22 protein-coding genes are annotated in these 23,134 nt (G+C 39.1%); 13 read left to right on the top strand and 9 right to left on the bottom strand.

Annotated elements, in window-relative coordinates; genetic code table 11:
* Positions 1 to 63: 63 nt before the first annotated feature.
* From NMG48_RS10615 to NMG48_RS10645, 7 genes are all read left to right on the top strand, one after another.
* Positions 64 to 1,290 carry a hypothetical protein gene (locus NMG48_RS10615; protein ID WP_271255190.1) on the top strand — a complete coding sequence of 409 codons (1,227 nt, stop codon included), beginning with the start codon at positions 64 to 66 and terminating at the stop codon, positions 1,288 to 1,290.
* Positions 1,291 to 1,353: 63 nt separating this feature from the next.
* Positions 1,354 to 2,604, top strand: coding sequence for a hypothetical protein (locus tag NMG48_RS10620; protein ID WP_271255191.1), 1,251 nt, complete (start codon positions 1,354 to 1,356; stop codon positions 2,602 to 2,604).
* A 23-nt stretch (positions 2,605 to 2,627) separates the two neighbouring features.
* Positions 2,628 to 4,598, top strand: coding sequence for a hypothetical protein (locus NMG48_RS10625; protein WP_271255192.1), 1,971 nt, complete (start codon positions 2,628 to 2,630; stop codon positions 4,596 to 4,598).
* 14 nt (positions 4,599 to 4,612) lie between these two features.
* Complete coding sequence (gene asnB, locus NMG48_RS10630) at positions 4,613 to 6,535, top strand: asparagine synthase (glutamine-hydrolyzing) (RefSeq protein WP_271255193.1); 1,923 nt, start codon at positions 4,613 to 4,615, stop codon at positions 6,533 to 6,535.
* Positions 6,536 to 6,540: 5 nt separating this feature from the next.
* The gene (locus tag NMG48_RS10635) at positions 6,541 to 7,485 is read left to right on the top strand and encodes an NAD-dependent epimerase/dehydratase family protein (protein WP_271255194.1); all 945 of its coding nucleotides are present in this window, start codon (positions 6,541 to 6,543) and stop codon (positions 7,483 to 7,485) included.
* A 90-nt stretch (positions 7,486 to 7,575) separates the two neighbouring features.
* The gene (locus NMG48_RS10640) at positions 7,576 to 8,625 is read left to right on the top strand and encodes an NAD-dependent epimerase/dehydratase family protein (protein ID WP_271255195.1); all 1,050 of its coding nucleotides are present in this window, start codon (positions 7,576 to 7,578) and stop codon (positions 8,623 to 8,625) included.
* Between the two features lie 18 nt (positions 8,626 to 8,643).
* Positions 8,644 to 9,957 (top strand): glycosyltransferase, encoded by a 1,314-nt coding sequence (locus tag NMG48_RS10645; protein WP_271255196.1) that lies wholly within the window; start codon positions 8,644 to 8,646, stop codon positions 9,955 to 9,957.
* A 281-nt stretch (positions 9,958 to 10,238) separates the two neighbouring features.
* Here NMG48_RS10645 and NMG48_RS10650 read toward each other — a convergent pair whose 3' ends face one another.
* Positions 10,239 to 10,991, bottom strand: a complete 753-nt coding sequence (locus NMG48_RS10650) for a GvpL/GvpF family gas vesicle protein (protein ID WP_271255197.1) — start codon at positions 10,989 to 10,991, stop codon at positions 10,239 to 10,241.
* Between the two features lie 53 nt (positions 10,992 to 11,044).
* Entirely contained in the window at positions 11,045 to 12,058 is a 1,014-nt protein-coding gene (locus NMG48_RS10655) for a metallophosphoesterase (protein ID WP_271255198.1), read from the bottom strand.
* A gap of 117 nt (positions 12,059 to 12,175) precedes the next feature.
* On the opposite strand from NMG48_RS10655, the gene rlmN reads away from it, so the two are divergent.
* Positions 12,176 to 13,246 carry a 23S rRNA (adenine(2503)-C(2))-methyltransferase RlmN gene (rlmN, locus tag NMG48_RS10660; protein ID WP_271255199.1) on the top strand — a complete coding sequence of 357 codons (1,071 nt, stop codon included), beginning with the start codon at positions 12,176 to 12,178 and terminating at the stop codon, positions 13,244 to 13,246.
* A gap of 30 nt (positions 13,247 to 13,276) precedes the next feature.
* On the opposite strand, the gene NMG48_RS10665 is transcribed toward rlmN, so the two are convergent.
* From NMG48_RS10665 to NMG48_RS10680, 4 genes are all read right to left on the bottom strand, one after another.
* Entirely contained in the window at positions 13,277 to 13,942 is a 666-nt protein-coding gene (locus NMG48_RS10665; protein ID WP_271255200.1) for a hypothetical protein, read from the bottom strand.
* Between the two features lie 218 nt (positions 13,943 to 14,160).
* Complete coding sequence (locus tag NMG48_RS10670) at positions 14,161 to 14,511, bottom strand: DUF1257 domain-containing protein (protein ID WP_126384940.1); 351 nt, start codon at positions 14,509 to 14,511, stop codon at positions 14,161 to 14,163.
* A 188-nt stretch (positions 14,512 to 14,699) separates the two neighbouring features.
* On the bottom strand, positions 14,700 to 16,223 hold the full coding sequence (gene ycf46, locus NMG48_RS10675) for a stress-responsive protein Ycf46 (protein ID WP_271255201.1): 1,524 nt from the start codon (positions 16,221 to 16,223) through the stop codon (positions 14,700 to 14,702).
* A 72-nt stretch (positions 16,224 to 16,295) separates the two neighbouring features.
* Positions 16,296 to 16,613 (bottom strand): hypothetical protein, encoded by a 318-nt coding sequence (locus NMG48_RS10680; protein ID WP_271255202.1) that lies wholly within the window; start codon positions 16,611 to 16,613, stop codon positions 16,296 to 16,298.
* A gap of 516 nt (positions 16,614 to 17,129) precedes the next feature.
* Between NMG48_RS10680 and NMG48_RS10685 the strand changes: the two genes are divergently transcribed.
* Together NMG48_RS10685 and NMG48_RS10690 are read left to right on the top strand one after the other, a co-directional pair.
* On the top strand, positions 17,130 to 17,624 hold the full coding sequence (locus NMG48_RS10685) for a hypothetical protein (RefSeq protein WP_271255203.1): 495 nt from the start codon (positions 17,130 to 17,132) through the stop codon (positions 17,622 to 17,624).
* Entirely contained in the window at positions 17,621 to 18,073 is a 453-nt protein-coding gene (locus NMG48_RS10690; RefSeq protein ID WP_271255204.1) for a hypothetical protein, read from the top strand. The genes NMG48_RS10685 and NMG48_RS10690 overlap by 4 nt, the downstream gene beginning before the upstream one ends.
* Before the next feature lie 108 nt (positions 18,074 to 18,181).
* On the opposite strand, the gene NMG48_RS10695 is transcribed toward NMG48_RS10690, so the two are convergent.
* Positions 18,182 to 19,840: an ABC transporter substrate-binding protein gene (locus NMG48_RS10695; RefSeq protein ID WP_271255205.1), complete on the bottom strand. Its 1,659-nt coding sequence runs from the start codon at positions 19,838 to 19,840 to the stop codon at positions 18,182 to 18,184.
* A 335-nt stretch (positions 19,841 to 20,175) separates the two neighbouring features.
* Here NMG48_RS10695 and NMG48_RS10700 point away from each other — a divergent pair, with 335 nt between their 5' ends.
* Positions 20,176 to 20,682, top strand: a complete 507-nt coding sequence (locus NMG48_RS10700) for a hypothetical protein (protein ID WP_271255206.1) — start codon at positions 20,176 to 20,178, stop codon at positions 20,680 to 20,682.
* A gap of 2 nt (positions 20,683 to 20,684) precedes the next feature.
* Positions 20,685 to 21,080 (top strand): GFA family protein, encoded by a 396-nt coding sequence (locus tag NMG48_RS10705; RefSeq protein ID WP_271255207.1) that lies wholly within the window; start codon positions 20,685 to 20,687, stop codon positions 21,078 to 21,080.
* A 146-nt stretch (positions 21,081 to 21,226) separates the two neighbouring features.
* Here the strand turns inward: NMG48_RS10705 and NMG48_RS10710 are convergent, their stop codons facing one another.
* A complete protein-coding gene (locus NMG48_RS10710; RefSeq protein WP_271255208.1) occupies positions 21,227 to 21,580 on the bottom strand; it encodes a HesB/IscA family protein in 354 nt (117 codons plus the stop codon).
* A gap of 39 nt (positions 21,581 to 21,619) precedes the next feature.
* Positions 21,620 to 21,829: a hypothetical protein gene (locus NMG48_RS10715; RefSeq protein ID WP_271255209.1), complete on the bottom strand. Its 210-nt coding sequence runs from the start codon at positions 21,827 to 21,829 to the stop codon at positions 21,620 to 21,622.
* A 134-nt stretch (positions 21,830 to 21,963) separates the two neighbouring features.
* Between NMG48_RS10715 and NMG48_RS10720 the strand changes: the two genes are divergently transcribed.
* On the top strand, positions 21,964 to 23,130 hold the full coding sequence (locus NMG48_RS10720; RefSeq protein ID WP_271255210.1) for an LL-diaminopimelate aminotransferase: 1,167 nt from the start codon (positions 21,964 to 21,966) through the stop codon (positions 23,128 to 23,130).
* Positions 23,131 to 23,134: the final 4 nt, after the last annotated feature.

A 23,134-nucleotide genomic window follows, 5' to 3' on the forward strand; every position in this document is an offset into this window, starting at 1 on the left:
AAAAAGAAAATTAGATATATGAGTAAAAGGGGGAGGAGGCTAAACATATTAATACTATGTGACATGAACTCACTGTATACAAGTACAGTCAGAGAATATGTTGAAAGTTTCAGCCTATTTTCAATCCATCATATTTTCTATGTTCATGCTACTTCTAGTAACCCACTTTGTATTGACATATCAATATTTGATGTTGTAGTTACTCATTACTCAATCAGGCTAAGTTTTGATTGGCATTTATCCTCTTTTTATCGTCAAGCGCTCAAGGGATATAAAGGATTAAAGATATCATTTGTACAAGATGAATATGATGAAACAGAAACAATAAGGAGATCGATAGAAGAACTGGGTATCAATATATTATTTACTTGTGTACCTGAAGAATTCATTGAAGACATTTATCCATCATCAAGATTTAGAGGAGTAAAGTTTATCCAAACTTTAACTGGATGGGTACCGAGCAATCTAGAAAACAGAAATGAATTTAAGCCAATATCAGAAAGACAGAAAGTAATTAGTTATAGGGGTCGTCCACTAGCATACTGGTATGGAGATTTAGGACAAGAAAAAGTAAACATTGGCAAAGTAGTAAAGGCAGAATGTGAAAAGAGAGGAATATCTGTTGATATAGAGTGGGATGAGGATAAAAGAATCTATGGAGATCAATGGTATACCTTTCTTTCTAACGCCAGAGCTACATTAGGTACTGAAAGTGGCTCAAATGTTTTTGATGACTATGGAGAAATTCGTAGAAATATAAAGGGGGAAATAGATAAGAATCCCGCAGTGACCTATGAGGAAATACATCAAAAGTATTTGGTAGAACATGAGGGGAAAGTAAAAATGAATCAGATTTCTCCTAAAATGTTTGAGGCGATCGCATTGAAGACAGCTCTTGTTCTTTTTGAGGGTTCTTATTCTGGGATACTAAAATCTGAGGTACATTACATTTCTCTCAAAAAAGATTTTAGTAATTTAGATCAAGTATTGGCTAAATTAGATAATATCTCTTATTTAGAACATTTAACAGAGACAGCTTTCAGGGATATAATCCTATCTGGTAAATATAATTATGAGCAATTTATTCTTCAATTTGATGATGTTATTGCTCAATATGAAATTCAAAGTAAGAATGTATCAGGATTCACTATTCAAAAGGCTTTTGAAGAACCTCTAATGATTGATCTACTTAGAATGAATGAATTACAAGACTATATCTTGAAAGTAGAAAATAGCAAGTTTTGGAAATTAAGAGGGATATGGATGAAGTTTAAAAATCTTGTGTTTTAGTATATATAAATACAACAATACAAATCAATATTAATTTGTATGTAAATCATTAAAACTATTAGCGTGATTAAAACAAAAGAAATGCTAAACATATTAATACTATGTGACATGAACTCACTGTATACAAGTACGGTCAGAGAATATGTTGAAAGTTTCAGCCTATTTTCAATCCATCATATTTTCTATGTTCATGCTACTTCTAGTAACCCACTTTGTATTGACATATCAATATTTGATGTTGTAGTTACTCATTACTCAATCAGGCTAAGTTTTGATTGGCATTTATCCTCTTTTTATCGTCAAGCGCTCAAGGGATATAAAGGATTAAAGATATCATTTGTACAAGATGAATATGATGAAACAGAAACAATAAGGAGATCGATAGAAGAACTGGGTATCAATATATTATTTACTTGTGTACCTGAAGAATTCATTGAAGACATTTATCCATCATCAAGATTTAGAGGAGTAAAGTTTATCCAAACTTTAACTGGATGGGTACCGAGCAATCTAGAAAACAGAAATGAATTTAAGCCAATATCAGAAAGACAGAAAGTAATTAGTTATAGGGGTCGTCCACTAGCATACTGGTATGGAGATTTAGGACAAGAAAAAGTAAACATTGGCAAAGTAGTAAAGGCAGAATGTGAAAAGAGAGGAATATCTGTTGATATAGAGTGGGATGAGGATAAAAGAATCTATGGAGATCAATGGTATACCTTTCTTTCTAACGCCAGAGCTACATTAGGTACTGAAAGTGGCTCAAATGTTTTTGATGACTATGGAGAAATTCGTAGAAATATAAAGGGGGAAATAGATAAGAATCCCGCAGTGACCTATGAGGAAATACATCAAAAGTATTTGGTAGAACATGAGGGGAAAGTAAAAATGAATCAGATTTCTCCTAAAATGTTTGAGGCGATCGCATTGAAGACAGCTCTTGTTCTTTTTGAGGGTTCTTATTCTGGGATACTAAAATCTGAGGTACATTACATTTCTCTCAAAAAAGATTTTAGTAATTTAGATCAAGTATTGGCTAAATTAGATAATATCTCTTATTTAGAACATTTAACAGAGACAGCTTTCAGGGATATAATCCTATCTGGTAAATATAATTATGAGCAATTTATTCTTCAATTTGATGATGTTATTGCTCAATATGAAATTCAACCCAAACTAATTTCTTCGTTAACTATCCAAGCTGCTTTCGCGAAAGCCTTAGAGACGGTATATCAAAACAATCAAAAGTTTAAAATAAGAAAATTACTAGGAAAAATAAAGCGAGCAATTTTTGGGATTATTTCAATTAAATAGAAATCAAGCTCATAGAAAATCTAATGGTGAAAGACAATCAAACATCTAACAACTATCTGTTATCTATATTTGACTGTGTGGTAATATTGTGTCTAGAAGAAAATAGTCAAGAATTTAATTTAGAAGAACATCAATTTACAAAAAAATTGTTTGACTATCTTCCTATTGTATATATTGTGCCAGACCTTAATGAAAAAAATATAAACCATGAAATATTAGATAACAAAACAATTATTCTTCATGTTTATAAACTATATGGTGAGGTGCAGTCATCTTTAATCAGAAGATTTATGGTGGAATCGTATTTTATAAAGCCTATTGTTTGGATACATAATATTTTATTTATAGACTTTATTATTAATGGTTTCTCATCATTAAAAGTATTTCATCCAACAAAAGAATGTCGAAAATTTGATTTTTTAAGTCTTGATGATAACTACTTTAACAATATTTTAAATGCTACTTTATATACATCAGATGTATTGATTAGTAAGTCAGATGAAATTAGAAATAGTTATCTAGCAAATACTTTTCACAAACTGCCAAGTTTTAGCTTGGAAAGTGTAAATATTTTAGGCATATATAAAATACTTTGCCAAATATCAAAAGATAATCTGAGTAAGAATAAGAAAGATATAAATGCTTTAAAGCCTCACTTTAATGTCCTTATATTATATGATGCTCAGTCAATACACGTTAATACCGTTAGAGAGCATTTAGAAAGTTTTAAGAAATTTTCTAAATGCTATATAAACTATGCTCCAGCTACAGGATTTGTAAAGCCTGAAATCTCTCTACAAGACTACGATATTATAGTTGTTCACTACTGTATTCGCGTCAATATAAATAACTATTTATCGCCATATTATTCTCAGGCTTTGAAAGATTTTAGTGGCTATAAAGTTTTATTTATTCAGGATGAGTATGACACTACGGAAATTGCTCGTGTTTGGATAAGAGATATTGGTATTCACGCTGTATTTACTTGTATACCGAGTCAATATATTAATCAAATTTATCCTTATTCTCGATTCCCCATGGTTGAATTTATTCCAACCTTGACTGGTTTTGTTCCTCAATGCCTTGAAAGTGGAGATGATTTGCAGACTTTTAAAGTAACTCCTACTTCTGAACGTCATTTGTCAATTGTCTATCGAGGTCGAAAGCTTCCCTATTGGTATGGAGATTTAGGTCAAGAGAAGTTGGAGATCGGTCTGAAGATGAAACAAATTTGCTTAGAAAAATCGATTGATAATGATATTGAATGTGATGATAGTAAACGCATATATGGAGATAGTTGGTATGATTTTTTGTCTAGTGGTAAAGCAACTTTGGGTACAGAAAGTGGATCCAATATTTTTGATGAATTTGGCAATATCAGAGCAAATATAGAATTAGCCCTTAAAAAGAATCCTCAAATGAGTTATGTTGAGGCGCGCAATCTTTTTTTTAAAGAAGACCCCAAAAAGGTGAAGATGAATCAAATATCACCAAAGATGTTTGAAGCGATCGCACTTAAAACAGCCCTGATTTTATTTGAAGGAGAATATTCGGGAATCCTCAAGCCAGATATTCACTATATTTCCCTCAAGAAAGACTTTAGTAATATTGATTCTGTGTTATCTAAACTTCAAGATCCTTATTATTTAGAAAGATTAGTTGAGACCGCATATACTGATATTGTTGCATCAGGTAAATATAGCTATCAACAGTTTATAGATGAATTTGATCGTTTTTTATTAGAACATTTACCAATAAAAAAAGAACGCCAAAAAATTCTCACAGAGAGTTCTCTGTTATTACTGACAAATAGCAAGTTGTATTCATTTAAACTTCTAATCATATCTATATTTAATAACCCAATTTTTTATATAAGAAGACTTTTTCTATTGCCAAAGCTCATTAAGTTGAAGTTGCAGTCATTTTGGTTTAAACTAAAGCAAATAATTAAAAAGAATTTGCAAAAAATTAGGCAAAAGCAGTTCCTTCAGTAAAGTTTGGGGTATTTATGTGTGGTATTGGTGGCACTGTTAGTCTTTCCCTACAATCGCTCCCTTTTATAAATCGTCATCTAAAAGCTATTAACCAAATACAACAGCATCGTGGACCTGATGGTTGTGGTGTTTGGGTTCATCCTCAGCAGCAAGTTGGTTTCGCACACAGACGTTTAAGCATTATCGATCTAGATTCGGGTAGTCAACCCATGCGCGATCACTTTAATAACTGGGTGACTTATAACGGGGAGATTTACAACTACTTAGAGCTACGTTCTGAGCTAGGATCTGATAACTTTGCAACCCACTCAGACACTGAAGTGATTTTACATGCTTATCGTAAATGGGGCAAAGACTGCGTTAAGCATTTTCGAGGGATGTTTGCTTTTGCCCTTTGGGATGAAGCAAATCAAGAACTATTTTGTGCTCGCGATCGCTTTGGAATTAAACCTTTTTATTACACGCAGGTTCGCGATGTTCTTTACTTTGCATCGGAAGTAAAAGCTCTTTTGCCTTTTGTCTCAGAAATATCTACAAATCCAAATGGATTTCAGGACTACCTTACATTTCAATTCTGTTTAGCAGGCAAAACGCTATTTAAAGATATTTATGAACTCTTGCCTGGTCATACTCTAACAGTTAGAAATGGGCGATTACAGGTTGAACGATATTGGGAAGTTTATTATGAATTGGACTTTGATCATACCGCTAAATATTTTGAGGAGAAAATCCAATCATTACTTCAAGAATCTGTTGAGCTTCACCTACGTAGCGATGTTCCCTTAGGAGCTTATCTAAGTGGTGGTCTAGACTCAAGTATTGTGGCATCTCTTGCTTCTCAAGTGTCAAATAGTAGCTTTGAAGGGTTTACCGGGAAATTTGCGATCGGGGCAGATTATGATGAAAGTTATTATGCTCGCGAAGTAGCCAAATTTGGTAACTTTAATCTGCATGAGATCGATATTACTGCTCAAGATTTTCTGGACAACATTCGCAAAGTGATCTACCACCTTGATTATCCTGTGGCGGGACCTGGGTCTTTCCCACAGTATATGGTTTCTCAACTTGCTAGCCAGCACCGCAAAGTTGTACTTGGTGGACAGGGTGGAGACGAAATTTTTGGCGGCTATGCACGCTATTTAATTGCTTATTTTGAGCAATGTATCAAGGGGGCGATCGATGGGACGATGAATTCTGGTAATTTCATTGTTACCTATGAATCAATTATTCCTAATTTACAGACCCTAAAAAGCTATAAGCCTCTACTACAGGAATTTTGGAGAGAAGGTTTATTTGAAGATCTTGATCGCCGCTATTATCGATTAATTAACCGTGCATCTACTTTACAAGATGAAATTCGTTGGGATGCAATCAATTCTGATCACTACGACTCATTTGAAACATTTCTAGATATTTTTAGAGTAAAAAATGTTCAACAAGAGTCTTACCTCGATAGCATGACTCACTTTGACTTCAAGACCTTGTTGCCAGCTTTACTACATGTTGAAGATCGGGTCAGTATGGCTCATGGATTAGAATCTCGCGTCCCTTTTCTCGATCATCCTTTGATTGAACTAGCTGCAACAATTCCCTCAAATATTAAATTCAAAGATGGTACGATGAAACATGTTTTGCGAAATGCGATGCAAAAATACTTGCCAAAAGCAGTATCAGAGCGTAAAGATAAAATGGGTTTCCCTGTCCCACTAAACTCTTGGATTCAAAATGAAGCCAAAGAATTTATCTATGATGTATTTTCTTCGCAATCAGCACTCAATCGAGAGCTAGTTAACAGCCAAGTTATTTTAGATAAGTTGAAGCAAGAACCAAAGTTTGGTCGCAAGATTTGGGGATTGCTTTGTCTAGAACTCTGGCAACAAGAGTTTCATGACCGCGCAGGTTACTACAGGGAAGTTTTAAATTTAGTAGAGGAATAGTAATTATGAAAGTTTTAATCACTGGTGGAGCTGGTTTTATTGGTTCTCATCTTGCTGATCGTTTATTGAGTCGTGGTGATCAAGTATTCGTTATTGATAACTATTCTACAAGCCGACGTGATAATCTTACACCTCATGATAATTTGACTGTTGTGGAGGGAACCATTGCTGATGCTGGTTTAGTAGATAAATGTTTTGATGAATTTCAACCAGAGCTTGTTATTCACGCTGCTGCTTCTTACAAAGATCCAGAAAACTGGATAGAGGATGCCAATACCAATGTGGTAGGTACTATTAACATCACTAAAGCGTCAAAAAAGGTAGGGATTAAAAGGCTAATCTATTTTCAAACAGCTCTATGCTATGGCTTAAAACCATTAGAGCAGCCCATTACTTTAACTCACATCATTCAATCAGAAGGTAGCAGCTATGCGATTAGTAAGACGGGTGGTGAGCAGTACATCAAATTGAGTGGCTTAGACTATATCTCTTTCCGCCTTGCTAATGCTTATGGACCAAGAAATTTAAGTGGTCCTTTGCCAACTTTCTTCTATCGTTTGACTAATGGCAAGCCTTGCTTTGTGATGGATACCCGTCGTGACTTTATTTTCGTAAGTGATCTTGTAGATGCCGTTATGGGCGCAGTTGACGGTAAGGGAGAATGTGGTCCGTATCATATTTCTTCAGGTGGAGATTACTCTATCAAAGAATTGTTTGATATGACAGTCAAGGCACTAGATATTAAACTAGATCAAGAGGTGGAGGTTCGTCCACGCAATGCTGATGATGCTTATACAATTTTACTTGATCCATCTAAAACTAATCAAGACTTCAATTGGAAAGTTACAACTTCTTTGGAGCATGGAGTGAAAGCTGCAATTGATTGGTATAAACAGTATGGAATCAGTCAAACTTTTACTCACTTGAAGCTCGTAGATGAGAAGAAGTAGATTTTTCCAGTAATCACCAAAAGCAAATTATTGCTTTTGGTGATGTTTTTGTTAAATTAATCATGTCTAAATCTTAAGTGAGGTAATACTTTGGAAGGTTTCAAATCGCAAAAAGTTTTGGTGGTGGGTGGTGCTGGATTTGTCGGTAGCAACCTTGTAAAAATGATATTACAATCCTTTCCTAAAGAGGTAATAGTTGTTGACAATTTGTTGTCTGCAGAAAAAGAAAACCTCCCTGAAAATCCAGCTTTAACATTTGTTGAAGGTTCAATTACTAATGATTCTATATTGGACAGCTTACCAACAGATTTAGACTATGTTTTCCATCTTGCTACATATCATGGAAACCAAAGTTCCATTCATGATCCTCTTGCCGACCATGAGAATAATACCCTAACAACTCTTAAGCTCTATGAGAAGATCAAAAACTTCTCCAACCTGAAAAAAGTTGTTTATTCATCCGCAGGCTGCACAGTAGCTGAGAAGACTTTTGATACAGCTAAAGCAACTACAGAAGATGATCCCGTCTCTCTTTATCTAGATAGCCCTTATCAAATCTCGAAAATTATTGGAGAATTCTATTCTAATTATTATTTGAGACAACATGGATTGCCTGTGGTTAAAGCACGTTTTCAAAATGTCTACGGACCTGGAGAAGTATTAGGTGCAGGGCAATGGCGTGGAACACCTGCAACCATTTGGCGAAATGTCACGCCGACATTTGTCTACCGCTCTTTGAAAAATATGCCATTAACAGTTGAGAATGGTGGTATTGCCACAAGAGATTTTATCTATGTTGATGATATCGCTCGTGGCTTAATGCTTTGTGCAACACGTGGTATTGCTGGAGGGGTATATAATTTAGCTAGTGGCGTTGAAACAACGATTTTGGAACTAGCTACTTTGATTAACCAAATTACAGGTACTTCAACTCCTATTGATTATCGTCCAAAACGCAATTGGGATAACTCTGGCAAGCGATTTGGTAGTACAGATAAGGCTAAACAAGAGTTAGGCTTTGAAACGCAAGTTGATTTGTCAAAAGGTTTAGAACAAACTGTGCTGTGGACAAAACAACATATTGATTTTATTGATGCATGTATTTCTAAGCACAAGCCTTATATGTCATCACTCAACTGAGAAAATAGTATTTTCAATATGTTTGAGAATAAGCATCCAGATGTTTGCATGGTTGTGCATAACTCTCTAGTTCACGATGCTCGTGTTCTAAGAGAAGCCAATAGTCTTACACAATATGGCTGGTCAGTTATTGTTTTAGCAATAACTCCAGATAGACATGACTTACCAAGTATAGAAGTAGTAAAAGGATTTACTATTTGTCGTATTTCTCTGCCAAGTAGTTATTGTCAAATCTCTGATTTTTTAAGTAATCGTATATCAGAGTACCAAAAGCAAGAAATAGATCATGAGGATAATTCAGCAAAAAGTTGGTACAAGTTTAAATATGGAATCAAAAAGGTATTACATAAGTTTTTCTTTTCTATACATCGGTTTCTACTATCTGACGATAGTATTGTAGCAATCGTACTTGTATTAATACGGGGTGCATACTTTATAAGGTCTATCAATGCTCGTATATATCATGCCCATGATTTTCCTGCACTTTTACATGTAGCGATCGCAGGTATTTGGAATAGACCGATTATTTATGACTCTCACGAATTATTTTTTGATCAATGGTATCCCAATGAATCTCCCCGACTTTATCGTAACTTACGTCCTTGGGAAAAATATTTAGCTAAAAGAGCTAGTGTAATGATAACTGTAGGTGAAATGGTTGCTGATCGACTAGCAGAGACTCTTGATGTTAATAGACCAGTTGTAATTTTTAATACTGTTGATCTACGGACTGTTCAACCCTCTTCTACATTTTATGATACTGGCAAGAGCCGAACGATTGTTCATAGTGGAGCATTAAACTTTGGAAGACACCTACCTGAATTGCTATCTTCTTTGCTGTATCTACCAGAAGATGTTGTACTTGTCTTAATGGGAGATGGAATTCTTAAAAACAGTTTGGAATTACAAGCTAAAGAACTAAATATAGAGGAACGTGTCATCTTTGTTCCGCCAGTTTTACCAGATAACATTGCGTCAACATTAGCTCAAGCTGATATAGGTGCTGTTTTAATTACTGATCAGAGTGTACATTATGATTATTCTATGCCAAATAAACTCTTTGAGTGTATTGCCGCAGGTTTACCAATAATCGTAAGTCAGTGTAAAGAAATTTCTGCCCTAACGAGAAAGTATGAGTTAGGAGTTATTTGTAATCCAAGTCAACCAACAGATATTGCTGCAGGTATTATTAAAATTTTGGAACCGCAAAACTTATTACGATACAAACGTAATGTCTGTAATGCTCGTGATTCTTTTTTAAACTGGGAAAATGAAGAAAGAAAGCTTGTAGATATATACCAACGATTAACTAAAGATTGTTCAATAGTTTAGATAATCATTAGTTAATGCATGGCACAAATGGCTATATTGAACTTACGTTAATATTAACAAACTTAAATTGATCATCTGACTACTGATATACAAATATCAATTGACTAATCTAATCTAACGTTAGTTCGGGTTAATCTGGCAAAATTTAAAAGCCCAAAAGTAAAATCCTTGCTATGCAAGGATTTTACTTTTGGGCATTGAGAGAGGGTTTGCATAGCAAACCTTCTCTCAATGCCCTTTTCAAATTATTCCTAACTCGCGTTAATCTAAATTTTAAAAATTCATTGACGTTCAAATTTAACAAAGTTGTAGGGTGCGGTGAAGTCGTTGTAGCGAATTCTGAGGCGATTTTCAAATTGTTTATCTAGCTCTTCAACAGATGCAGCAAATTCAGTTTCTGTATCCCAATCAATGAGAAAAGAGCCGTTATAGATCATACTTTCTGTGAGTAGTTCACCTTCTGCGTAGTCATGGGATAAAGGCTTGAGGGTATTTATAAATGCTTCAACAATGATTTGTTGACGTTGCTCGATCGCAGCTTCTAGTTCTTGCCCGATCGCGATCGCTTCATCCATACTCAAAATTTTTCCGACTAGTGCTTCGCGGCGTTGGCGCAGGCCTTCATTTTCTGCAACTGCAAGATTTAACTCTTCGGTTTGATTCCAAAATAGCTTGACGCTAACTTCTCGTTTACCGATGAGATTATTAATGAGATCCTTGAGCTTGGATTCATAGGGAATAAGTAAATCGCGTTGGACTTCTTCCCATTCATCAACTACTAGTCCAAATTGGAGTGGTAAGGGAACTGCTTGATGCGGATTGATCGCTTTCATGAGCGATTCTAAAACAGTTTCATGGGCAATGAGGTTGGCACGGCTAGCGAGATAACGATCCTGTTGAGATTCACTGTAAACGATCGCGAAAGGTGGCAATGAGTGAAACTGGACTGGCTGAGCATTCATACCTTTGAGATCGAGATTTTTAATCAGATCCAGACTTTCAGCTTGCAAAATCGCGTACAGGTATAAGCTCATAGGAATTAGTAGTTTAGTTAGATTGATACAAGTGACACTTTGGGACACTCCTATCAAATGGTTTTCGTAATTATGGAGCGATCAAATACTTTGCCATCGGTAGCGATCGCTTTGGTGATGATTTTATCTTGATAGACATCAAAAGTCATGAAGCTAAACTGTGAACTCACAAAAGCGGTTTGTGGCGATCGCCCGAATTTATATAAAGGTGCGCCGCCGCCGCCATTGACAATATAGGTCGTGCCATCAATAGGATTAAATCGCTCATAGCCGTGATCGTGACCGCAGAGATATAGTGGGACTTTGTGTTTGGCAAATATGGGCGCAAGCTTAGCCGCTAATTCGGGATTGCTACCATGTCTACCCGATGAGTACAGGGGATGATGTCCATAGACAATTTTCCAAGGGGCAGTGCTTTTAGCGAGTTGCTGATCGAGCCATGTAAGTTGTGCATCCCAAGGGGCATTGTTATTTGTATCGATCGCAAAGAATTCTACGGTTCCTTCGTTAACTTCACCTTTGGTGAAGGAATAGTAGCGATCTCTCATGTTAAAGGGTTTGTAATTAATCTGGTCTAGTCCATTGTTAGATTTAATAATGTCATGGTTGCCTAGCACTGCATAAAATTTCACATTTTCTTTGAGCAATGGGGCATAGGGTTCTTCAAAATATGCCTTGGCTAATTTAATTTCGCCATAGGAATAAATGTTATCCCCTGCCATTAGTACGAAGCCATAGGGCTTTTGCTGATAGGTGTCCCACATGGACTTAGCAACGGCAAACTGATCGGGGCTACCAAAGCCATTATCGGCGATCGCTGCAAATCTTAGTAGTGGCTCCTCCGTAGTCTCAAGGGTGATTTCTGCGTCTGAATTTACTTTTGCGTCAGCGATATTTGACGATTTAGCTATAGGGGATTGAGCAGTGGCTGGTTCGTATGAGGTCTGTTTTTGAGCTTTGGATTTGGCGATCGCATCATAAATCAAGGAACCAATGACGGGTACTCCAATCAATGCCCCACCGAATGTCAGTAAAAATTGACGGCGTTTCATAAAATTCTTTGACATCCTACTTGTACAAATCCCAATTTACCAAGAAATTTATGACAGAGGCTCTATTAAGTTACAGTAATGATTCTAATTTTTGAGTAAGATCATTATAGTTGTACCATTTGCTACGTTGCCATGATTGCCAATACCTTGCCCAATTCCGCTAATAAAGTCCTACCACTATTGGGGCGATCGCTATCTGAGCTGACGGAATGGGTGGAATCACAAGGTCAACCACGCTATCGAGGGAAACAGCTTTATGAATGGCTATATACAAAAGGGGCAAGAAATCTAGAAGATATTACAGTTTTCCCCAAAGCGTGGCGCGAACAATTTTCTCAAAACCCAACTGTGGAAATTGGGCGATCGCAGATTCATCTCCATAAGCAAAGTCGCGATGGCACAGAGAAATTTCTTCTGCAATTAGCCGATGGTGAAATTGTCGAAACCGTTGGCATTCCCACCAGCAAGCGTTTAACAGTTTGTGTCTCGACTCAGGTTGGTTGTCCGATGGCATGTGATTTTTGTGCCACAGGCAAAGGGGGATTTCGGCGCAACTTAGCCAAGCATGAAATTATTGACCAAGTGCTGACGGTACAAGAGGTGATGCAGCAGCGCGTCAGCCATATCGTCTTCATGGGTATGGGCGAGCCATTGCTGAATTTTGAGAACCTTGTTGGGGCAATCCATGTCATCAATAAAGATATTGGTATCGGTCAACGCAACATTACCGTTTCTACCGTTGGCATTCCCAATCAAATCCCCAGATTTGCCAAGGAACATCTCCAAGTAACGCTTGCAGTCAGCCTCCATGCCCCTAATCAACAGGTTCGTGCTCAAGTGATTCCTTCCGCCGATCGCTATCCGCTAGAAGCCCTAATGGATGATTGTCGTGAGTATGTGGAAATTACTGGTAGAAGAATTAGTTTTGAGTATACGCTTCTATCTGGAGTTAATGATTCTGCTGAACAGGCGCAGGAATTAGCACATTTAATTCGTGGCTTCCAAAGTCATGTAAATTTGATCCCCTATAATCCTGTCACTGATGCCGATTACAAACGCCCCAGCGAGAAGGCAATTCAAACCTTTGTACAGGTGTTAGAAGATTACAAAATTGCGGTGAGTGTGCGCCGCACTAGGGGGCTAGAGTCAGATGCTGCTTGTGGACAGTTACGAGGACAACATGAGAAGGCTTTAGCCAAATAAAAGAAATGAGGCGCTTTGCGCCTCACTTCTTTACTCGGATGCAACTTCTACTTGCTCTTGTTCAGTCATAAATTCTGGGGCGGGTAAAACTAGGCGATCGCTACACATTGACCGCAGCTTGTCTACAAATATTGAGGTCTCTGCTAACAAAGTCATATTTTCATAGGCAGAACGATAGGCTTCTGAATATTCTGCTTTTAAATTTGTAGGTGAGGCTTGAGTAGATTTAGTTGTGCCTGAAGGTAAAGAAGCTAGACGCATAGGATATTTTGGGGACTTAGGTTGAGGAGCTGGAGCGATGGGAATACCTGCAATCTTGGAACGACGGGGGAATGGAATCGGCGCAGTAATCTTTTCGGCTGGAGCAAAGGGAGCTATTTCGGTAATTGGCACTTCACGAGTAGATGTACGTGGGGGCGTATAGTAAATTCGATCTTCATAAATTACCGCTACATCACCACATACCAATCGCTCAAATTCTCGGTTATAGCGACAGTTTGGTTCTCCTTTGCGTTCCCATAGCTGCAAAATTTGGCTTACGGAAATTGCTTTGTATCTGCCTTGAAACAATGATTCGATGACAGCTTGGCGCACCCACTCAGGCTTAAACTTATTCCATGCACGAGTCAAATCATTGATGGTATATCCACCAAGATCAAAGCTGTAATGTTGCAAGAGGGCGATCGCAATTTCCATTGGGGCGACGTTAGCTCAAATTTTGTATCATAATCTTACATTTAAAATCAAGAAATTGGAAGAGTATGATTTAAATCTTAGATTTACAGAGAAACGCAGATTGTCGCTTCAGTATTATTTTTAGTATTATTTCTTGTGATTTGCCTTCTATAAAAAACAGGCTAGTCAACGATGACTAACCTGTTAATTTGCATAGTTAACTCGCAAGATTAGGCACCTTACTGCAAGACGAGTTTGACATTGGCATTGCTGAGACCAGGACGCTTCACTTCAGTCAGAGCCTTGTTAACAGCATACTTTTGGTTGATCGAATTGATCAGCTCAGTTTGGTTGTGCTTTTTGGCAACACCCCAAAGGTCAGCAATCAGGTCAAAAGAACCGTCAGCATTACGAGACCAGCCTAGATCATAGTCACCTTCAAGAGTTGCTACAATATCGGCACGGATGCGCTGGCTGTTATAGCCACGAACATCAGCTTCAGTATTAACGGTAATACCCAGATCGCGCAAAGACGACTTGAGGACTTCGGCATCAGTAATTTTTGTGCGAAGAGTGCTGAAATGAGACATAATAGTGTAGCTCCTGTAAATAATTGTTAATTCAAGTGTGAACTCAACGGTTAACTCAAACGGGAGACATAAGAGATTTGGTGGTTCTTAACTCTTATGTTAGCTGCTAGCCTAAAGATCTTTTGATAAGAGATTCTTTAGAATCTAGCCTTAACTCTGCTGCCTGCAAAAACAGCAGAATAAGCTTTTTAAAACTCCATACGCTGATACTCAGCGACAGAAGTTGCGGCGGGTCTAGCCCGCATCCTTGCCCAGTCACGCAGAGCAGCAACCTGCTCAGTCATCGTGCGCGAGAGGGGAGTTGTCGATTTCACAGCCGAAATGATGTCTAGCTGTGTAAACTCCCGATCTTGGGCAAAAGCTTCATACATGGCAGCAATTACTGCCTGTTCGATTTCCGCCCCCGAAAAACCATCGCTTACTTTTGATAGTTGCTCAAAATCGAATCTGTCTAATTTCTCAATATCTGGACGACGCTTGCACAGATGGATTTTAAAGATATCTCTGCGCTCTTCACCGTTAGGTAAGTCCACAAAGAAAAGCTCATCAAAACGCCCCTTGCGGAGAAATTCCCCTGGTAGCTTTTCAATACGATTGGCGGTTGCCATCACAAATACAGGTGATTTTTTCTCCTGCATCCATGTCAGAAATGTACCAAAGATACGCGATGATGTGCCACCATCGGAATCTGCTGAACCTGCACCACCAGCAAAGGCTTTATCTAGTTCATCAATAAATAGAATCATTGGTGAAATCGACTCGGCAACTTTGAGGGCATTGCGTAAATTTGCTTCTGACTTACCTACAGTAGAACCATCATAAACGCGACCCATATCAAGGCGAATAAGTGGTAGCGACCATAGTCGAGCCGTGGTCTTGGCAATTAAGGATTTTCCACAACCAGGGACTCCGAGAATCAGCATTCCCTTCGGTTGAGGTAATCCATAGTTTCTGGCTCTTTGGCTAAAGGCATTTGATCGCTGTTGCAACCAATGCTTTAACTCTTCAAGTCCCCCAACTCCATCCAAATCTTCCTCATCTTCGATATATTCGAGGATGCCATTGCGCCGAATTAATTGTTGTTTCTCGGAGAGAACAATATCAACTTCTTCTTCGGTCAATTTGCCATTAGTAACTTGAGCTTTGCGGTAAACCTTTTCGGCTTCATCTTGAGTTAGACCTAGGGTAGCTCTGACTAACTTCTCACGGGTTTCCGCAGATATCTTCTTCGTGCGAACCTGTCCGAGTTGTTGGTCGAGAACTTCTTCGATCGCTTTAATATCTGGCAGAGGAAAATCAAGTACAACGATGTCTTTCTCTAGTTCAACAGGAATTACTTGGATTGGCGACATCAAAATGATCGTTTTTTGAGTGCCTTTGAAGTTAGCAACTGCATCACGTAGACAACGGACGGTTACTGGATGATCAAAGAAAGGATGCGCGTCTTTAAATATATAGATAGCAGGATCTTTTTGATCAGAGCGAATCACCCATTGCAAAGCCGCTTGGATCGACTCCGTATTGTGTTGGGCTGCTCCCGTTGCTTGACCATACTCAACAATGCCACGGGTCGAAGTCCATACGAACACTCGACGGATTGGCTTAAGTTGAGAAATGTTAGCGATCGCCCGTTCTGCTCTTTCTTCCTCTGGGGTGTTGAGGTAGATCAAGGGATATTGGGCTTGAATTAAAATGCTAAGTTGTTCTTGCATATAGTAATACAGAGGTTTACGCCTCCATCCTCACCTTGTCTACAGATAAATTAACGTCTAAGGTCTAGAAATTCAGTTAACGGATACTAGCTCCTCGCCTGTGCTGTCAGCCTTACCAACAGTTACAGGTAGAGTCTGAGTACGATTGCCCCCGATCGCTAGCAAGTCACCATTACGGATTACGACTGTCTGAGAACAGCTTGGACAGTTATAAGTTTGATGAGTATGCCCGATACCTGCGGACTCCACAATATCAGCATGGGCTAAGTAAAAGCTGATAGCCTTTTCTGCCAAGTCTGACATCGAATCACCATCAATAGCAGAGCGAATCTTAAGCTGCTGATGTAGTCGTTCGGGGAGATAAAAAGTTACCTTTTGCTTGTCTTGCATAGTGGTTAAGAACAGTGAATACCCGGGTATGCAACTAAGGTACAGGGAGAATCTGATGCTGTCAAGGAGTCATGCCGTTATGACAGCAATAACTTAATATTTTGTTACAATAAGCTTATAGCATTCTTTGTGGTTTTAAAGCGAGTTCGGGATAATTTGAAACTGGCTTTTAGAGAGGTTTTGCTATACAAAACCTCTCTAAAAGCCCAAAGGTAAAAAACTTGCTTAGCAAGTTTTTTACCTTTGGGCTTTTAAAATTTGCTAGCTTAACCCGAACTGACGTTAAGTATCTACGAAAAAGTCTGTGGCACAAGTGCAGCAATGCTTTTTGAGTCTTATCGTTAACTGTGCCCAGCTACTCATATGAAGTATTGCAAGAATGGGATCGGGAACAAAATTACTGCTATTTTGTCCTGATGTTTAGTACAGTGCATCCTCGAAGTAAAGCCTGACAGTACAGCAAGTACCAAATTAGTGCATTTAAGTTAATGTAACTAGACCTAAATGGAGTCAAGTATGGACATTTATAAGAATTGCCAAGTGAATATGGCTAATCTAGGCTGGGGAGCCTTGGTAGGAATTGCCGCAACTTTGGCGATCGCAGCTCCTAGTTTTGCTCAAAGCGCGATCTCTTTAGGTCGCAATTTTCGACCAGATCCAGCAACGTTGCAAGGAAATGGAGGGGGGAATGTTAGTCTTGCGAGTCTTGCGGGAATTGCGGATAATTGTCGTGGTTTCGCAAATGCTGCACCAAATCACACGATTACTTTGAATGAAACTTTTCCTTTGCTAGATCTATTGGTTTATACCAGTAATGTTAATGATGACCCAACTATGCTGGTCAAAGGACCTAATGGCATTGTGATTTGTGCCGATGATGAGTCAGGTGGGCGTTATCCACAAGCCAATCGACGCTTACCTAAAGGTACTTATCAAGTTTGGGTTGGTTCTAAAAATGTCAATCAATCCTTTAGTTATACCTTGTCTTTGAGTGAAATAGTTCAAAAATGAAATTCTTGAAACAGTCAATTACTTTACTAGGAGTTGCTTTAGTCCCGATTTTGTTATCTGTCGCTCCAGCCATGAGCCAAGAAACACTTAAGCCACTCTCACCAAGATTTACTCCCGATCCTCAAGTTTATTATGGTAAGGCAGGGGGAGATGTGCCTTTGCAAGCGATCGCTACCAGTAAAGCTAATGGTTCATGTCAGGGATTAGCTGATCAATCTCCCAACCATACTTTAACAATCTTGAAAAATTTTGGTTTTTTAAGCTTGAGTGTATCGGGCGATCGCAACTTGTCTTTATTGGTCAAAGGTCCTGATGGGATTTATTGTCGCAGTGGTAAGAGTCCTGAACTGTCAGGTGCTTGGGTATCAGGACAATATGAAATTTGGGTTGGTACGACAAATGGCGAGCGCGCAAATTATCAATTATCGGTTAGCGAAACTAGTCCATAAAAAAAGCCCCGCAATGCGGGGCTTTTTTTATGGACTAGTTTCGTGCATTATAGCTGTCGCCATTTCAATGTAAGGCAGCGCGAAGCGCCGCCTTACACTAGCTATACATCATGACTTGAAAATATTCCAATAGGGAAGCTGTTGGTTAGGTTCGATTTTGACTCCATTAACTCCTTTTTGAGCAAAGGCATATTCTTTGTTTTGCCAGAGAGGAATGAATGGCACATCTTGCGCTAACAGGTCTTGAATTTGTTGCAATATTTGCGATCGCTTTGCTAAATCACGCTCTTTACGCTGATTAGCAATCAATTCATTCATTTTCGGACTGTTATAAAACGAGCCTTGGAACTGGCTACCACCTTTTTTGCAGCGATCACCTTCCGCCTCTTCACAGTCTAGGAAAGGCTTGATGTAGTTATCAGGATCGAGAATATCAGGAGTCCAATCTAGCAAGTAGCTAGGATATACACCCTTGTCAAGGAAAGCATATCCAACTGTATTTTCCACCCGTTCAGTCTTAACTTGGAGAATTTTACCTACGGTTTTCTGAATGGAGGCACGGAGGGTACTTGCCACAAGGTCGCCATTGCCACCATATTTTGGCGAATACCAGATCGTTACTTGAGCAGGTTTATCGTCGGAATATCCTGCATCTTGGAGGAGTTGCCTTGCGAGCTTACCGTTGCCTTCGCCGCTATATTTTTGCTCAAATACAGGCTTAGATTCCGCAAAAGCACTAGGAATTAAACTATAGAGTGGGGCGCGTTGATTAAAAAATATGCGTGATTCGAGTAGTGGGCGATCAATCGCCGCAGCAAGAGCTTGACGCACGCGCACATCATTGAGAGGTGATTGCTGCGTATTCAAAACCATATAGAGAATCGTTGCCCCCTGTCCTGAAGCGATCGTCCAGCCATTCTGCTTGGCATTGGCTTCAACATTCTTGACTTGAGTAGGCGTGAGTGTCTGAAAAGCAACATCCACGGCTCCCGTTTTAAAGGCATTGAGCAAGTTGGCATTAGATGAGAAAAACTGGATATCAATACCCTTGTTAATTGGCTTTTTGCCCCAATAGTCAGGGAAAGCATCAAGGCGTAAATAACTACCTTCTACAAACTGGGTGACTTGATAGGGGCCTGTACCTACTAATTTGTCGGGCAGGAATAACAGTGCACCTGTCTTTTCATCCTTAATATGTTTGTAGACCTGAGGCGAAATTGCGGCTGCACCTGTAAAGGCTAAAAACTTCGGAAAAAATTGTAAAGGTTGTTTGAGTTTGAAAATTAGCTCGGTGTCATTAGGAGCAGAAATTGATTCGATCACATCGCCCAAAATATAGGCTGGTGTCCCCTTGGAGTTGATGAAGCGTTCCAAGGCAAATTTCATCGTATAGGCGTTAAAGTTGGTGCGATCGTGAAATTTGATGCCTGTCCGCACGGGTACGGTGTAAGTTAAGCCATCATCGCTAACTTTGGGCATATCTGTCGCAAGTTGCGGCACTATCTCATTGGAGCCTTCTTTGTAAGTGTAAAGGCGTTCGAGAGTATTGTAAAAAACATTACTTATAAAAAATTCATTAGCATCGGCAGGATCAAGGGTACGGATTTTGCTGGTCGTACCTAAAACGATGCGCTCCTCTGTGCGATCGCTTATCCCCAATTTATTCCCGTTATTGATATTTTTGCCATTGGTACAACCAAACATGGCAATTGCTATTAGTAAGGCGATCGCCAACCAAGCCCAAAAGCGCCGCAGCAAATATCTCATTGATCCCTTGATTGATTTATTAGCCAAAAACATAACTGTACTTAATACTGCTCAATCTTCTCACAATGTCGTAACTACAGCTCTTTGCGCTGTCTTAAAACCAGATAAATTTTCAAAAAGCTTGCAAAACAGGCTTTTTGAAAATTTATCTATACTACACAAAAACTAAATAAGCGGTAAGTAGCTGAGCATAATTACAAACCAGAGTAAAACCTATGGTAGACACTACAAGTGTGCCAAAGGTTTTTAGATTTTATATTTAATTGTGCTTAGCTACTTAGGCTAAACTTCATCAATATAAAGTCTTAACTGAATTCTTGAATTTAAGAACAATTATGAAGAACTTTAAATCGTCTCTGTTATTAATAGCCTGTATCTCTTGGATAACATTTCCCGTGATCGCAACCTATGCTGACAATAATCAAGATGAGCGATCCCAAATTACCACTCCGATCAAGTCAAAGAGACAGCTAGCAAGAGAAGTTCTCGTTGAATTAGGTATTGGTAGACAGTATGACTTATATTTCTGGAACAGTGTGGATATTGCAGTAGGGAATCCCTCAAGATCTAAATTTAATGTTTGGCTGCAAAAGACTTTGGCAAGAGTGGCAGGATGGAAATATGTGGAATCTCAATATGTATCACGTTTAGAAGCTAACTTTTCAGAATTAGAATTACAGGAATTGCTGGAGTTATCTAAACGTCCATTGATGAAAAAGCTACTTCGTTCTGAGATTCAAGCCTATGAGGAGACAGGAGAGAAAAGAGCAAAATTACTGTATCAAGCTTGGGATGATTATAATTCAGGCAAGATCGTAATCCCCTCCAATCTGATGAAGTAACTATGTCTTTATTCAATTCTCTAGCATCAAAAGTCAAAATACTAGGTGGCTGTCACTGTGGAGCCATTCGCTTTCAGGTGAGCGTGAGTAAATATGAAGCTCTCGATTGCAATTGTTCAATTTGTCAGAAAAAGGGAATCTTACATTTAATTGCTTCCCCAGAAGACTTTGAGCTATTGCAAGGAGAGGAGAACCTATCTACTTACACCTTTAATACAGGAATTGCGAAGCATCATTTCTGCAAAACCTGTGGTATTCATCCCTTTTATCGTCCGCGATCGCATCCTAATGATTATGATGTCAATGTGCGCTGTCTAGATGGTGACGCTATGTCTCTCTTTGAAATCGTGCCTTTTAATGGCAGGCATTGGGAAGAAAATATTCAACAAATTACTTAGGACTTAAGCGATGAGTAGATTCGGAGGGTGCTTCGCATCCTCCAAATCTACTCAAAATCTATTAAATCTATTGGACTTGCGTAAGTCCTATGACTTAAAAAAGAAGCCTCACATTGCTGTGAGGCTTCTTTTTTTGGGAGAGGGGATTAGCTACAAGCTACAGGTGCGCCAATTTCTTTGGGAGTGGCGAAAGAAGTGCCACAACTGCAAGACTTGCTAGCATTAGGATTACGAAAACGGAAACCACCGCCTAAGAGGTCTTCGGTATAGTCGAGTTCTAAACCTTGCAACTGGGGTAAATTGCTGTTATTGATCACAATTTTTACGCCATTGTATTCGTATTGATTGTCATCGACTTCGAGTTGATCGACAAAGTCCATTAGATAAGACAAACCCGAACAACCGCCCTGTTTAATTCCTAAACGTAGTGGGGCAGTGGTAGCCCGCTGGCTCTGAAGATTTTTTACGCGCGCGATCGCGGCATCAGTCAATGTAATCATATGAAAAATTCCTATATAAGAAACGTGCTAAGGGCAATATTAGTCTTCTAGCAAGACAAGCGCAATACTCGCAAGGGAAACGTTAGTGTAACCAGCAACTTTGACTGCTTTATATAGGGGTTTGGTCAGAGGAAATTTATGCACTCCAAATAAACGTACGCCTTGATCGAGCAGCAGTCCTGTTTTGAAATGAAAATTGCGGTGTAATTTTACAGCCTTAGCCAGTTTGGCTTTTGCACAACAAACCATTGCTTTGCTCCAGATAATTTCGACAACTGCCTCTATGTTATCGCAATCCCCTGAAAGTGTGGTGTGTACAGTTGCAGCCTTTCTTATTAGGGGAGTTGGCGTAAAATTGTTTGTATCATAATTTTTTCTATACTATGCAATTTGCCGATCGCCTTCAGCCTCTCCAGTCCAATGTGTTTGCCGATATGGACAATGCCAAAAGTCGCGTCAAAGCATTAGGCAAACAAGTAATTGATCTATCCTTGGGGTCATCGGACTTGCCCGCGGATAAATTTATTTTAGAGGCGATCGCTGAAGCATTAAACGATACCAGTACTCACGGCTATTCTCTGTTTGGGAGTACATTAGACTTTCGGGAAGCCGCAGCAGGATGGATCAAACAACGATTTGGAGTAACTGTCGATCCTGAGACAGAAGTATTGCCCCTGATTGGCTCACAGGAAGGGACAGCACATTTACCACTAGCCCTACTAAACCCCAATGATTTTGCCCTTTTGCAAGACCCCGGTTATCCCTCCCACTATGGCGGGATTCATATGGCAAGCGGTCAAGTTTATGGAATGCCCTTACTTGCCGAAAACAACTTTTTGCCAATATTTGCTGATATTCCAGCGGCAGTATTAGCCCAGTCGAAAATGATGGTATTGAGCTATCCCCACAATCCCACAACGGCAATCGCTTCTTTAGAGTTTTTCCAGTCGGCGGTTAACTTTTGCCAACAGCATAATCTGGCACTAGTTCATGATTTCCCCTATGTCGATCTCGTATTTGATCGCTCAGCCCAGCCTTCAATCTTGCAAGCCGATCTCGATCGCCAAGTCTCTATCGAATTTTTCACAATGTCCAAGTCCTACAATATGGGTGGTTTCCGTGTTGGTTTTGCTGTGGGCAATCGCGAACTGATCAAGGCACTACGCCAAATCAAAGCTGTGGTCGATTTCAATCAATACCAAGGAATCATGCGGGGAGCCATCAAAGCCCTAGCAGGCGATCTCGCACCAATTGATCGCGTAGTCACAACATTTCAAGAGCGCCGTGATGTCATGATCGATGCCCTCAAAGCGATCGGCTGGCAAGTCCCCATACCCACTGCCACCATGTACCTCTGGGCAAAATTACCAGAGCGCTATGCCCATGATTCCGTCAACTTCTGTCTTGATTTAATTGCTAAAACTGGAGTTGCTCTCTCCCCTGGCGCAGGTTTTGGCAAACATGGTGAAGGCTATGTGCGATTTGCTTTAGTCCATTCCCCTGAAGTTTTACGAGAAGCTGCTACTAAAATTGGTCAGTTTATTCGCTAATAAA

This window comes from Pseudanabaena sp. Chao 1811, assembly GCF_027942295.1.
Classification (GTDB): domain Bacteria; phylum Cyanobacteriota; class Cyanobacteriia; order Pseudanabaenales; family Pseudanabaenaceae; genus Pseudanabaena.

Coding starts and splice junctions, on each gene's coding strand:
- NMG48_RS10685 (WP_271255203.1), top strand. CDS start 17,130: ATGGACATTTATAAGAATTGCCAAGTGAATATGGCTAATCTAGGCTGG.
- rlmN (WP_271255199.1), top strand. CDS start 12,176: ATGATTGCCAATACCTTGCCCAATTCCGCTAATAAAGTCCTACCACTA.
- NMG48_RS10625 (WP_271255192.1), top strand. CDS start 2,628: ATGGTGAAAGACAATCAAACATCTAACAACTATCTGTTATCTATATTT.
- NMG48_RS10710 (WP_271255208.1), bottom strand. CDS start 21,580: ATGATTACATTGACTGATGCCGCGATCGCGCGCGTAAAAAATCTTCAG.
- ycf46 (WP_271255201.1), bottom strand. CDS start 16,223: ATGCAAGAACAACTTAGCATTTTAATTCAAGCCCAATATCCCTTGATC.
- NMG48_RS10650 (WP_271255197.1), bottom strand. CDS start 10,991: ATGAGCTTATACCTGTACGCGATTTTGCAAGCTGAAAGTCTGGATCTG.
- NMG48_RS10615 (WP_271255190.1), top strand. CDS start 64: ATGAACTCACTGTATACAAGTACAGTCAGAGAATATGTTGAAAGTTTC.
- NMG48_RS10665 (WP_271255200.1), bottom strand. CDS start 13,942: ATGGAAATTGCGATCGCCCTCTTGCAACATTACAGCTTTGATCTTGGT.
- NMG48_RS10715 (WP_271255209.1), bottom strand. CDS start 21,829: ATGGTTTGTTGTGCAAAAGCCAAACTGGCTAAGGCTGTAAAATTACAC.
- NMG48_RS10655 (WP_271255198.1), bottom strand. CDS start 12,058: ATGTCAAAGAATTTTATGAAACGCCGTCAATTTTTACTGACATTCGGT.
- asnB (WP_271255193.1), top strand. CDS start 4,613: ATGTGTGGTATTGGTGGCACTGTTAGTCTTTCCCTACAATCGCTCCCT.
- NMG48_RS10645 (WP_271255196.1), top strand. CDS start 8,644: ATGTTTGAGAATAAGCATCCAGATGTTTGCATGGTTGTGCATAACTCT.
- NMG48_RS10720 (WP_271255210.1), top strand. CDS start 21,964: ATGCAATTTGCCGATCGCCTTCAGCCTCTCCAGTCCAATGTGTTTGCC.
- NMG48_RS10700 (WP_271255206.1), top strand. CDS start 20,176: ATGAAGAACTTTAAATCGTCTCTGTTATTAATAGCCTGTATCTCTTGG.
- NMG48_RS10670 (WP_126384940.1), bottom strand. CDS start 14,511: ATGTCTCATTTCAGCACTCTTCGCACAAAAATTACTGATGCCGAAGTC.
- NMG48_RS10680 (WP_271255202.1), bottom strand. CDS start 16,613: ATGCAAGACAAGCAAAAGGTAACTTTTTATCTCCCCGAACGACTACAT.
- NMG48_RS10705 (WP_271255207.1), top strand. CDS start 20,685: ATGTCTTTATTCAATTCTCTAGCATCAAAAGTCAAAATACTAGGTGGC.
- NMG48_RS10695 (WP_271255205.1), bottom strand. CDS start 19,840: ATGAGATATTTGCTGCGGCGCTTTTGGGCTTGGTTGGCGATCGCCTTA.
- NMG48_RS10690 (WP_271255204.1), top strand. CDS start 17,621: ATGAAATTCTTGAAACAGTCAATTACTTTACTAGGAGTTGCTTTAGTC.
- NMG48_RS10635 (WP_271255194.1), top strand. CDS start 6,541: ATGAAAGTTTTAATCACTGGTGGAGCTGGTTTTATTGGTTCTCATCTT.